A 12,096-nucleotide genomic window follows, 5' to 3' on the forward strand; every position below is an offset into this window, starting at 1 on the left:
ATGAGTGAAGCAAATAATCCACTAGGTTTAGTTGGTATTGAGTTTACTGAATACGCAACACCCGATGTAGACTATATGGATAAAGTGTTTACTGATTTTGGTTTTTCAAAATTAAAAAAATTCAAAGGCAAAGATATTGTCTACTACAACCAAAACGACATTCACTTTTTACTAAATAACGAACGCGATGGTTTTTCAGCAGAATTTGCTAAAAGTCATGGTCCGGCAATCTGTTCTATGGGCTGGCGCGTTAACGATGCGCAGCACGCATTTGAAACAGCGGTATCGCGTGGTGCAAAACCCGCAACCGATTCAACACACAAAGATCTACCTTATCCTGCTATCTACGGTATTGGCGACAGCCTAATTTACTTTATTGAGCAGTTTGGCGATAAAGGCACTATTTATCAAAGCGACTTTGAAGATTTAGCCACAGCAAACATTGTTGATGATAAAGGGTTTATGCGCATCGACCATTTAACTAACAACGTTTATAAAGGCACAATGGAAACATGGGCTAACTTTTATAAAGATGTATTTGGTTTTACAGAAGTCCGTTATTTTGACATTAAAGGTCAAAAAACAGCGCTTATTTCGTATGCTCTTAAATCACCTTGTGGCACCTTCTCTATTCCAATCAATGAAGGTAAAGGCAACGACAATAACCAAATTGATGAGTATCTAGGCGAATATAACGGCCCAGGTGTTCAGCATTTAGCGTTTTTAACTGATGATTTAGTGAGCTCACTTGATAAGCTTGATAAATCGACCATTGCTACTTTAGATATTATTCCAGAGTACTACGATACTATTTTTGACCGTGTACCTTGGGTTGCAGAAGATAAAGAAAAAATTCGTGAGCACCAAATACTCGTAGATAGCCAAAGTGAAAATTGCTACTTATTACAAATATTTTCTAAGAACTTATTTGGACCAATTTTCATTGAAATGATCCAACGTGTTGACGATGGCGGCTTTGGCGAAGGTAACTTCCAAGCGCTGTTTGAATCAATTGAACGCGATCAAGAGCGTCGCGGCGTTTTATAACTTTTTGAGTAAATTAAAAGCAGCGATTTTCGCTGCTTTTTGTCGTTTTAAATTTAAAAAGTATTGTGCCAAGCACTAGTATGATTAAATAAACCATACCTTGTCGCTATACAGTAAAAATAAAAAGGAAATGTAATGAGCCTTATTAACGAAACCCATGATATTAATTTAACAAGCTGGGTAAGCTCGGCAAATAATGCAGAGTGTGATTTTCCGATTCAAAATTTACCTTTTGCAGAGTTTCGCACCAAAGGCACTAATGAGACCTTTCGTGGCGGTGTAGCCATAGGCGATCAGGTTATCGATTTAGCAAAATTAAGCCATTTAAACATTTTTACCGGTGATGCTAAAACAGCGCTTGATGCAGCAAGCGAATCTACATTAAATACGTTTATGGGGCTTGGCCAACAATATTGGTCTGCACTGCGTTTAGCACTTTCAAAAGCACTTCGCGAAGGCGCAAAACAACAAAAAGAAATTGAAAGTACATTAATAGCCCAAGCTGATATAGAGTTTTCACTCCCGTGTCGCATTGGTGATTACACCGACTTTTACACCTCAATTTACCATGCAACAGCCGTTGGTAGCTTATTCCGCCCTGATAACCCATTACTGCCTAACTATAAATGGGTACCAATTGGCTATCATGGTCGCTCTTCATCTATTGATGTATCAGGGCAAACCTTTCATCGACCTAAAGGGCAAACAAAAGCGCCTGATGCTGAAACACCTTCTTTTGGCCCATGTAAACGCCTAGATTATGAGCTAGAACTTGGTATTTACTTAGGTAAAGGCAATGCACTTGGCGATGCCATAGCCATTGAGAATGCTGAAAATCATGTATTTGGTTTTTGTGTATTTAACGATTGGTCAGCACGTGATTTACAAGCATGGGAATACCAACCTCTAGGCCCATTTTTAGCTAAGAACTTTGCATCAACCGTATCGCCTTGGATTGTAACCACTGAAGCACTAGCCCCTTATAGAACAAGCTGGACACGTGATGAAAACGATCCGCAACCTATGGCGTATCTAGAGTCTGCGGCTAACCGAGAGCAAGGTGCGTTTGATATTCAGATGGATGTTAAAATTCAGACTGAAAAAATGCGCAGCGAAGGCCACTCACCTGCACAAGTCTCTACTTCTAGCTTTAAGCACTCTTACTGGACTGTAGCGCAAATGGTAACGCACCATACAGTTAATGGGTGTAACTTTATGCCAGGTGATATGCTGGGCTCTGGTACGCAGTCAGGCCCAACTCATGAAGAAGCAGGCTCTTTATTAGAGCTTTCTCGTGGTGGTAAAGAAAAAATAACACTCAGTAATGGCGAACAACGCAGCTTTTTAGAAAATGGCGATAACGTGATTATGCGCGGCTGGTGTGAAAAATCAGGTTTTGCGCGCATTGGCTTTGGAAGTGTAGAAAGTACAGTGCTTCCTGCTAAATAACCCATTTATTTAAGGCAAATAAAAAGCCAGCTAGTTAATTAACTAGCTGGCTTTTTTATACTTAACGTGCTTAGTGATTAAAGTTCTTTTTCAACTTCATCAAATAGCGCTGTAATGTTTTGCTCAGGCTCTTTTGTTGCCAAGCTCACTACTACAATTGCGATGCTCGCTAAAATAAAGCCAGGTACAATTTCGTACATGTAGCTGCTTAAGCTTTGTCCATCAATAGTAAATGGTGAGTAAATCCAAAACAGAACAGTACCCGCACCTACAACCATACCGGCTAACGCACCTTCAAAGTTCATACGCTTCCAGTAAAGGCTAAATAGCACAAGAGGACCAAATGCCGCACCAAACCCAGCCCACGCATTACTTACTAAGCTTAAAATTGAGCTGTCTCTGTCATACGCTAGATAAATAGCACACAGTGCAACCGCTGCAACACTAATACGCCCTACAGTAACAAGCTCGGTATCGCTTGCTTCTTTACGTAAAAATGTTTTGTAAAAGTCTTCTGTTAACGAGCTTGAACTAACAAGCAGTTGAGAAGAAATAGTGCTCATTATGGCAGCTAAAATTGCAGCTAATAAAAAGCCAGCAATTAATGGGTGGAATAATAGCTCTGAAAGAATTAAGAAAATTGTTTCAGGGTCATCAACCACAATGTTGTTTTCATAGGTGTACGCTGCACCAAATAAACCAGTGCCTACAGCACCAATGGCTGCAACAATCATCCACGTCATACCAATACGACGTGCTGTTGGCATGTCTTTAACGCTGCGTACTGACATAAAGCGTACAATAATATGCGGTTGACCAAAGTAACCTAAGCCCCATGCCATTGCAGATATAATACCTAACGCAGAGCCCGCACCAATCCAGTTAAGCATATCTGGATTAACACTGTGTAGTGTTGACTCAAGTGGTTGCTCTAATAGTGAATAAGCAACTGTTGGTACAAGTATTAAGGCAATAAACATAATACAGCCTTGTACAAAGTCAGTTAAGCTTACCGCTAAAAAACCACCAAATAAGGTATATAAAACAACAACACCCGTAGTGATATATAAGCCCATCTCGTAGCTTAAACCAAACGAGCTTTCAAATAGTTTACCGCCAGCTACAACGCCAGAAGACGTATAAAGCGTAAAGAACACAATAATTACGACAGCTGAAACTACGCGTAGAAGGTTTGATTTATCGTTAAAACGATTAGAGAAGTAATCTGGGATTGTAATTGAGTCGTTTGCTTTTTCTGTATAAACACGCAACCTTGGTGCTACAAGAAAGTAGTTTAACCAGGCACCAATTACTAAACCTATTGCTATCCATGTACTACTAAAGCCAGTAACGAACATCGCGCCAGGTAAACCCATTAAAATCCAACCGCTCATATCTGATGCGCCAGCAGATAACACTGCAACACTTGGCGATAAGCTTCGTCCACCTAACATATAACCCGATACATCACTTGTAGATTGTTTGTATGCATAAAGTCCGATGCCAAGCATGACTACAAAATACAATGCCAGTGAAATAATCATTCCTGTTTCCAAATTCGCCTCCACAAAGTTGTATAAAACAGGCTTTTAATCCTAATAATGACTCTTAAAATATTATAATGAAGACACTATTGGGGTAAAAACCATCCTTCTCGACTATATCATGCTTAAAGGTGATAACTCCAACTTGTTACACAACAGTGAATAAAAAACATGTAAATCGAACATTTAACATTCAAACAGCAAAAACAACGTTAATTTATGTTGTATATATTGCTAATATTTAATAACAATTTATTAAATCAATAATAATTTACTAATGCTATTTAGAGCGTTTTCCCATATATTATAGCCATAGCCACTTATATTAATTTGTACGGAATTTTTTATGTATTTTTATGCTGCACGCCAACCTATTTTAGACCGCGAAAAGGAGCTCGTTGGGTACGAGCTGTTATTTCGTGATGGCGTAGATAACGTATTTCCAGACATAGATGGCGATGAAGCAACGACTAAATTAATTGAAGGTAGCCAATTCAATTTTGGCCTTGAAGATTTAACTGATAATAAACCAGCCTATATTAACTTTACTCTTGAGACCTTACTAAAAGGTTACCCAACCATGTTGGGTAAAGACACGGTAGTAGTAGAAATACTCGAAACCGTTCAACCAGGTAAGCGCTTACTCGCTATAGTTAAAGATTTAAACGAAAAAGGCTATACACTGGCACTAGATGACTATATTCACCAACCTGTATGGCGCCATTTTTATCCTTTTATCAATATTATAAAAATAGACTTTTTAAGCACTGATGAAGAAACCATAAAAAAAATAATTAGTGATTTAAAACCGTTCCCACATATTAAGCTGTTAGCTGAAAAGGTAGAGACGTATGAAACCTATAATTTAGCTCTCGAATTAGGGTTTGATTACTTTCAAGGGTTCTTTTTCTCTAAACCAGAAATGGTGCAAAGCAAAGCGCTCCCACCCTCTGAAATGGCTCTCGCTGAGCTTCTTTACGAGACATCATCGGTTGAAATGGATCTTAAAAAAATCACCGATGTATTCGAGCGCGACGTAAATTTGTCGTATAAACTTTTACGCTACTCAAACTCTGCGGCGTTTGCGCGTAGGGCTGAAATTAGTACCATTAAACAAGCTCTTATCGTATTAGGTGCCAACGAAATTAAAAAGCTACTCTCTCTGTTATTTGCCGCTCAGGTATCTGCAGATAAACCAGTGGAGCTTATTCGATTATCTCTGACTCGTGCGCGCTTTGGTGAGCTGTTGGCTATTTCTCATGGTCAATTTAAAGATACTGGCATGGCCTTTTTAACCGGTATGATGTCGCTTATGGACGCTATTTTAGATGAAAGCATGGAAAGCGTGATGCAAAAGCTCCCTCTTTCTGCAGAAATAAAAGCAGCACTATTAAATGACGAAGGTTTATTAGCACAGTACCTAAATTTAGTTAAATTTTATGAGCATGCTGATTGGGAAGCCGCTAATAACATTGCACAGCAATTAAAGCTAGGCGAGGAAGTTGCCGATGCTTACCATGAAGCGTTAACTTGGGTAAATGAACAAATGCAGTTAATGGTTAAAGAGTAGCTATGTTTATATACAGACTTACGAATTAACTATATAAAAAAATGCCAGCAGTTGCTGGCATTTTTTTATGGGTTCAATTTATAGGCTTTCTAAGAAGTCTTCATCAAAGTCTTCTGGCTCTTCTTTAATTGGCGGGTTGCCATCGTACAGCTCATACAGCTGGCGCTGAAAGTAAATATCTTTAACAAACAAGTACGGGTCTAATGAATCGTTAAGTAGACCTTCTTGCGGAATAAGCGCCGCACGAGCTTCAACCGCTTTTAACGCAAACACTAAAATAGTTTGTGGTGTAGTAAGTGCTATTTCAGGTAATACAAAGTTATCTACTACATCGCCCGTTAAATTACGCGCTGTTGTTGGCCCCATAGCCGGAAGCATAATATAAGCACCGTCGCCAACGCCCCACACGCCTAGTGTTTGGCCAAAATCTTCATCTACCAGCTCAAGCCCTAGTGAGCTTGCCACATCAAAAATACCAAAAATACCTACTGTTGAGTTTACTAAAAAACGTGCAAGGCTTACCCCTGCATTACCTGCTTTACCCTGCAGGCCTGCGTTAACCATATCAACTGGCGCACTAATGTTATCAGTAAAATTAACAATACCATTTCGCACCGGCACCGGGGTTACTTCAACATAACCAACCGCAACAGGACGTAAAATATAAGCATCAAGTATGTCCATATTAAAGTCATACAATGGGCGGTTAATGCTTTGTAGCGGATCGCGCTCATCAACTTTGCTTTGTGGTACTTGAGCACATCCGGCTAGTACCAATAAACATAAAAAAGTAAAACTGTGCTTTAACATCTAATGTCCTTAAGGTATTAATGTATCAATTTGAAGTTGGTAATCACTTAGGCCTTCACGCTGAAGTGTGTCAGAGTGCCCTTCGAGCTCGCCGCTGCTTGGCATAACCGACTCATCGTTTGAAATCCTAGCAGATATAACGATGTTTTTGGCGCTTGATAAGTTTAAACCAGCAACCATTGCATTGGCATCGGTTAGTTCAACACTTATCGGGAAACTATACTCTTTAAGCTTTACAACCGCTAGAGGCATTGGCGAGCCTTGAGCGGCTTTTGCAAATACAAACAAAATGCCTTTTTCTGGCTGCTTATTTTGAAGCTCGTCAGATAAACTAACCGTTACGCTAATGGCGCTACTCGTTGATACAGGCATAACCGAGCCTTCATTTTGCATTTGCTGCTCTATATCGGCTATACGCTGAGAGATCATTGCATAACGGGTATCGCTTTGTTCCATGCTAGCAAGCAACACTTCAAAGGCAGCTTTAGCTTGCGGCCAATCTTTTCGCTCATAAGCAATAAGTGCTAATAAAGATATAGCATCTAAATTAGTTGGCTCTACTTTTAATACCTTAGAGAGCATACCTGCTGCGCGTGTCATATTCTCTTCACTACCTTCAAGCAATAAAACTTGGCTGTAGCTAATTAACACCTGCATGTTATCTGGGTTCATACGCAGGGCTTTATCAAATGACTGCTGCGCCATATCAAACTCATTTAGCGACATAGCTACACGCCCTAGTAGCATCCATGCAACTTCGTCATCACCGGTTTCGCTAAGCTTAGTGCGCAGCGCTAAAGCAAATGCTTGTAACTCATTTTGCGTCAGGGGCTCGCCCTTTTGCATCACGGCACGCTCGCCATAATCAGCAAGGTTATCCATAGCATCATGCCAGGCAGCTATTTGCTGTTGGCTACCAGTAAATGTGTAAAAAACACCAGTAAGTGCCAGTAAAAATGCAGCACCAGTTAACGCGAATATACGGTTATTACCTTTACTGTTTAATGACTTTTCTGGTGATAACTCGTTTAATAAACGACGTTTTAATTCAATGACTGATTCACCATGACTTTGCGAGTCAATACGTTGGTTATCTAAATCAGTTTGTAACTCAACTAAACGCTGCTCATAAATGCTGATCAATTCAGCATTAGCATTATGAGTAATGGTTTGCACACGCTCTTTTTTTAAAAAAGGCAGCATAATAAATGCCAAAGCTATTAGTGTGAGTAAAGCAAAACACGCCCACATTAAAATCATTTAGTTTTGCTCCTGACGTTTATTTTGTGCAATTAACTTAGCTAGCTTGGCTTCATCATCACTATTCCAGGTTTGTTTAACCGACGCTTTACGCTGACGAATAACAATAAAGCCAAAACCAATTATTACAATCAGTACAGGTAAAACCCACAGTACTAATGTGGCCGGTGTAACTGGCGGATCGTAATGAACAAAATAACCGTAACGATCAATCATATAATCGATTACTTCGTCTTTTGTTTTGCCATCTTTTACTAATGTTAATACTTTATCGCGTAAATCCTTTGCCACTATTGCATCTGAATCTGCAATATTTTGGTTTTGACATTTAGGGCAACGTAGCTCTTTAGTTAGCTCTTCAAAGCGCACCGCTTGCTCATTGTTGTCAAACTGGTAGCGGTCTTGCTCGGCATAAACAGCCATGCTTATAAAAAAGCTAAGGGTTAATAAAAATAGTCTCATTAATTTAGCTCCTGAATAACAGGAGCAAATTTAGCGCGCCATACACGAGGGTTTAAATCTCCCGTATGGTGCAATAAAATTTTACCTGTTTTATCTACTAAAAAAGTCTCTGGCGCACCCGATACGCCTAAATCGAGAGAAAGCGTGCGGTGCAAATCAAGTATATTAAACTGATATGGGTCACCTGCTCGGCCAAGCATATCCGTTACATCAGTACGTAAAGCCTGCATATCAAATGGGCCATCAAAATCAGCGTCATAGCCTTGAACATAATAAAGACCAATAATTTTTACGCCTTGCTCACGCAGTTTAGTTAAGTAACCAAGCTCAACTAAACACGTTGGGCACCATGTACCCCACACATTGAGTAAATATACTTCGCCTTTTAGGCTTTCGTTGGTCCAGCGCTTATTGTCTTGCATTAAATCGGATAAATTAAATTCAGGCATATTTTGCCCAATTCGCCCCGTTTGAATTTCACGCGGGTTAGCAAATAAACCTTGGTATAAAAACACACATAAAAATATAAATATTAATAACGGCGCAATAGCTAAAATTTTACGGTTCATTACGCATTCTCCAACGCTTTTTTACGTGTGCTTGCTGATGTACGGTAACGTTTATCAAATAAAATCATAAAACCAGCTAGTGATATAAGTACACCACCAATCCACATCCAGCGAACAAAAGGTTTATGGTAAATACGTAGCGACCAAGCACCTTTACTTAATTGCTCACCCAGCGCTAGATACAAATCGCGGGTAAAGCCGGCATCAATTGCCGCTTCGGTCATAAATTGCATGCCTATATCATATTTACGTTTTTCTGCATGCAGTTGAGTAACTAATTCGTTATTTTTTAATACTGATACCACGCCAGCGTGCCCGCTGTAGTTAGGGCCGCGTATACTTTTAACCCCTTCAAAACGGTATTCGTACTGGTTAAGCGTTACAATATCGCCTTGCTTCATCGATACGTCGCGCTCCACCGAGTAAGCAGAAGTCAGCGTTACCCCAGCAATTACAAAGGCAAGGCCAACATGGCCAAGCACCATGGCCCAGTAACTTACACCTAAACGTTTAAAGCCTTCTTTTAATGTGCCGTGCACAGACGCTTTTGCGTATAAATCAATTGCAGTTGAAACAGCAACCCATACACCTAGGGTAGTCGCTAATAAAGTGAGCGGTTTAACTACGTCATAACTTGAGAACAACCATGCACAGGTAATAACCACACTGACTAGCACACCCATTAATACTTTATTTTGAAGTACTGCCCACTTGTTTTGTTTCCAGCGTAAAAATGGCCCTATTCCCATTAAAATGGCAAATGGCACTAACAAAATGGCAAACATTTTATTAAAAAACGGTTCGCCAATAGAAATACTGCCAAGACCCATTTCTTTGTGCACCATAGGTAACAATGTACCTAGCAATACAATAAGGGTTGCTACAACTAAAAATATGTTGTTAAGCCATAAAGCGACTTCGCGCGATACAAACTTGTAACGCCCTTCACTTTTAACTTGTGATACACGCAGTGCATAAAGCGATAAACCGCCGCCAACAACTATGCCCAAAAACGCGAGAATAAACAGGCCGCGGTCTGGGTCTGTGGCAAATGCGTGAACCGATACAATAATGCCCGAACGTACTATAAAGGTACCCAAAAGGCTTAACGAAAATGCGGCAATAGCCAGTAATACTGTCCATGATTTAAACACACCACGTTTTTCGGTCACGCTAAGAGAGTGCAATAAGGCCGTGGCAACCAACCAAGGCATAAGTGAAGCGTTTTCTACTGGATCCCAAAACCACCAGCCGCCCCAGCCAAGCTCCGAATAAGCCCACCAGCTGCCAATGGTAATACCTAAACTTAAAAATCCCCATGCAGTCATTGTCCAAGGACGAGACCACTTAGCCCAAGTATTATCTAACTTACCTGTTAAAAGTGCAGCAATAGCAAATGAAAATGCAACCGATAACCCCACATAACCCATGTAAAGTAATGGTGGGTGAATAATCATGCCTGGATCTTGCAGTAACGGGTTTAAATCGCGCCCCTCTACCGGAAAATACGGCAGTAAACGCTCAAACGGGCTTGAAAGCAGTAGCGTGTACATCATAAAGCCCACGCCTAAAAAGCCTAGCACTCCTAAAACACGAGCACGCAATACCCAAGGTAGTGACTGAGAACGCACTGCTACCACGGCGGTCCAGCCAGCTTGCATGACTAACCACAGTAAAATAGCCCCTTCGTGGCCACCCCAAGTAGACGTAATTTTATAATACCAAGGTAAAGTACTACTTGAATGATACGCCACATAAGAAACGGTAAAGTCATCAGTTAAGCTGGCATAAATAAGTGCCGCAAACGAAATAAGAACAAAAACAAACTGCCCAACAGCTAAAGAAGGGGCTGCACGCATTAAACGAAGATTACCGGTATGCGCGCCCCATAGCGGAAATATACACAGTAAAACGCTTAGCACCATGGCAAGCGTTAAAGAAAAATAACCGAGTTCTGGGATCATATTAGCTACCGCTATCTAGGTTGTATTTTGGTTTTTCGTGTTTAATTCCTTTTACTGCCTCTGCTACTTCTGCAGGCATGTATTCTTCATCATGCTTTGCAAGTACTTCAAAGGCTTCAATTACATTTGGTTCAATAAGAACGCCTTGCGCTACAATCCCTTGTCCTTCACGGAATAGGTCTGGCAAAATACCTTGGTACTTAATCGTTACCAATGGGCCTATATCGATTAATTTAAAGCTAACTTGTAAGCTTTGCTCATTACGTATTACCGAGCCAGGCACTACCATACCGCCTATACGCAATTTTTGGCCTATTTGGGGTTTTTCTTTATCAGGGCCTTTACCATCTATTAACTCGCTTGGCGTGTAAAATAAGTTTATGTTTTCTTGCAGTGCATACAGCACTAAGCCAATAGAGGCACCAACACCAAACAATACTGCAATAATTACCAATAGGCGCTTCTTACGTCTTGGGTTCATGAGGTTTGTTCCTGCTTCGCTTTTTTAATACGCGCTTCTCGCGCAACTTGCTGCTCTACCGAGGCCATAATACGTTTTGTATCACGCAAAGAGCTAATTAAAATACCTAATAAAATTAAGGCGCATGTGCCAAAAGAAAGCCACACATAAAAACCGTAGCCTCCCATTGCAATAAAATCAGAAAAAGAGTCAAACTGCATATTTACCCCTTATTTAACAACGCACGTACCCATGGGCGGTGTTTTTCGCGTTGTAAAATTTCATTTTTAAGACGAATTAAAGTCACAGTACCTACAAAAGCAGCAAAGGCTAAAATGTTCACCATAAGTGGCCAAAACATACTAGAGTCGATTGCTTTTGTATCGAGTTTGGTAATGGTGGCGCCTTGGTGAAGCGTATTCCACCACTCTACTGAGTAATGAATAATAGGTAGGTTAATAACCCCCACAATGGCTAAAATAGACGCGGCGCGCCCTGCTGCTTTTTTATCTTCAAATGCATGATAAAGCGAAAGCACACCTAAATATAAAAATAATAAAATGAGTTCAGAGGTTAAGCGTGCATCCCACACCCACCATGCTCCCCACATAGGCTTGCCCCAAGCTGCACCGGTAATTAAAGCAATGGCAGTAACACATGCTCCCACAGGGGCAATAGCTATAACCGCTAATTCGGCATTTCGTAATTGCCACACTAAAGCAACAATGGCGGCAATAGCCATAGAGGAATACGCACCCATAGACAAAATAGCCGACGGCACATGAATGAAAATAATACGGTAGCTGTCTTTTTGTTGGTAGTCGGCAGGCGCAAACCCTAAGCCCCAAATCCAACCAACAAGCATACTTATAACCGTAACAACGGCAAAATAAGGCAGTAACGTATTACATAACTGGTATGCTCGCTCTGCTTTTGCGTAGGGATGTAACCACTTCCACAT

General features: G+C 40.5%; 12 protein-coding genes. 3 read left to right on the top strand and 9 right to left on the bottom strand.

The features are described from left to right. Both hppD and fahA read left to right on the top strand, forming a co-directional pair. On the top strand, positions 1 to 1,047 hold the full coding sequence (gene hppD / locus PESP_RS12225) for a 4-hydroxyphenylpyruvate dioxygenase (RefSeq protein WP_089348256.1): 1,047 nt from the start codon (positions 1 to 3) through the stop codon (positions 1,045 to 1,047). A 135-nt stretch (positions 1,048 to 1,182) separates the two neighbouring features. After that, positions 1,183 to 2,496: a fumarylacetoacetase gene (gene fahA, locus PESP_RS12230; RefSeq protein ID WP_089348257.1), complete on the top strand. Its 1,314-nt coding sequence runs from the start codon at positions 1,183 to 1,185 to the stop codon at positions 2,494 to 2,496. Positions 2,497 to 2,573: 77 nt separating this feature from the next. Here the strand turns inward: fahA and putP are convergent, their stop codons facing one another. After that, the gene (putP, locus tag PESP_RS12235) at positions 2,574 to 4,052 is read right to left on the bottom strand and encodes a sodium/proline symporter PutP (RefSeq protein ID WP_089348258.1); all 1,479 of its coding nucleotides are present in this window, start codon (positions 4,050 to 4,052) and stop codon (positions 2,574 to 2,576) included. A gap of 334 nt (positions 4,053 to 4,386) precedes the next feature. Between putP and PESP_RS12240 the strand changes: the two genes are divergently transcribed. Next, complete coding sequence (locus PESP_RS12240) at positions 4,387 to 5,610, top strand: EAL and HDOD domain-containing protein (RefSeq protein WP_089348259.1); 1,224 nt, start codon at positions 4,387 to 4,389, stop codon at positions 5,608 to 5,610. 78 nt (positions 5,611 to 5,688) lie between these two features. On the opposite strand, the gene PESP_RS12245 is transcribed toward PESP_RS12240, so the two are convergent. From PESP_RS12245 to PESP_RS12280, 8 genes are read right to left on the bottom strand one after another with little or no spacing between them, the layout of a single operon-like run. Next, entirely contained in the window at positions 5,689 to 6,420 is a 732-nt protein-coding gene (locus tag PESP_RS12245; protein ID WP_089348260.1) for an MlaA family lipoprotein, read from the bottom strand. Positions 6,421 to 6,429: 9 nt separating this feature from the next. Further along, positions 6,430 to 7,680, bottom strand: coding sequence for a c-type cytochrome biogenesis protein CcmI (ccmI, locus tag PESP_RS12250; protein WP_089348261.1), 1,251 nt, complete (start codon positions 7,678 to 7,680; stop codon positions 6,430 to 6,432). Next, positions 7,681 to 8,142: a cytochrome c-type biogenesis protein gene (locus tag PESP_RS12255; RefSeq protein ID WP_089348262.1), complete on the bottom strand. Its 462-nt coding sequence runs from the start codon at positions 8,140 to 8,142 to the stop codon at positions 7,681 to 7,683. Continuing rightward, positions 8,142 to 8,711, bottom strand: a complete 570-nt coding sequence (locus tag PESP_RS12260) for a redoxin family protein (protein WP_089348263.1) — start codon at positions 8,709 to 8,711, stop codon at positions 8,142 to 8,144. The genes PESP_RS12255 and PESP_RS12260 overlap by 1 nt, the downstream gene beginning before the upstream one ends. Next, a complete protein-coding gene (locus tag PESP_RS12265) occupies positions 8,711 to 10,675 on the bottom strand; it encodes a heme lyase CcmF/NrfE family subunit (protein ID WP_089348264.1) in 1,965 nt (654 codons plus the stop codon). Before PESP_RS12265 ends, PESP_RS12260 begins: the two co-directional genes overlap by 1 nt. A 1-nt stretch (position 10,676) precedes the next feature. Next, positions 10,677 to 11,156: a cytochrome c maturation protein CcmE gene (gene ccmE, locus PESP_RS12270; protein WP_089348265.1), complete on the bottom strand. Its 480-nt coding sequence runs from the start codon at positions 11,154 to 11,156 to the stop codon at positions 10,677 to 10,679. Continuing rightward, the gene (gene ccmD, locus PESP_RS12275) at positions 11,153 to 11,356 is read right to left on the bottom strand and encodes a heme exporter protein CcmD (RefSeq protein WP_089348266.1); all 204 of its coding nucleotides are present in this window, start codon (positions 11,354 to 11,356) and stop codon (positions 11,153 to 11,155) included. The genes ccmE and ccmD overlap by 4 nt, the downstream gene beginning before the upstream one ends. A 2-nt stretch (positions 11,357 to 11,358) precedes the next feature. Beyond that, positions 11,359 to 12,096, bottom strand: a complete 738-nt coding sequence (locus tag PESP_RS12280) for a heme ABC transporter permease (protein ID WP_089348267.1) — start codon at positions 12,094 to 12,096, stop codon at positions 11,359 to 11,361.

It is taken from the genome of Pseudoalteromonas espejiana DSM 9414, from assembly GCF_002221525.1.
Taxonomy (GTDB): domain Bacteria; phylum Pseudomonadota; class Gammaproteobacteria; order Enterobacterales; family Alteromonadaceae; genus Pseudoalteromonas; species Pseudoalteromonas espejiana.

Coding starts and splice junctions, on each gene's coding strand:
- ccmE (WP_089348265.1), bottom strand. CDS start 11,156: ATGAACCCAAGACGTAAGAAGCGCCTATTGGTAATTATTGCAGTATTG.
- fahA (WP_089348257.1), top strand. CDS start 1,183: ATGAGCCTTATTAACGAAACCCATGATATTAATTTAACAAGCTGGGTA.
- hppD (WP_089348256.1), top strand. CDS start 1: ATGAGTGAAGCAAATAATCCACTAGGTTTAGTTGGTATTGAGTTTACT.
- PESP_RS12260 (WP_089348263.1), bottom strand. CDS start 8,711: ATGAACCGTAAAATTTTAGCTATTGCGCCGTTATTAATATTTATATTT.
- PESP_RS12280 (WP_089348267.1), bottom strand. CDS start 12,096: ATGTGGAAGTGGTTACATCCCTACGCAAAAGCAGAGCGAGCATACCAG.
- ccmI (WP_089348261.1), bottom strand. CDS start 7,680: ATGATTTTAATGTGGGCGTGTTTTGCTTTACTCACACTAATAGCTTTG.
- PESP_RS12255 (WP_089348262.1), bottom strand. CDS start 8,142: ATGAGACTATTTTTATTAACCCTTAGCTTTTTTATAAGCATGGCTGTT.
- PESP_RS12245 (WP_089348260.1), bottom strand. CDS start 6,420: ATGTTAAAGCACAGTTTTACTTTTTTATGTTTATTGGTACTAGCCGGA.
- PESP_RS12240 (WP_089348259.1), top strand. CDS start 4,387: ATGTATTTTTATGCTGCACGCCAACCTATTTTAGACCGCGAAAAGGAG.
- PESP_RS12265 (WP_089348264.1), bottom strand. CDS start 10,675: ATGATCCCAGAACTCGGTTATTTTTCTTTAACGCTTGCCATGGTGCTA.
- ccmD (WP_089348266.1), bottom strand. CDS start 11,356: ATGCAGTTTGACTCTTTTTCTGATTTTATTGCAATGGGAGGCTACGGT.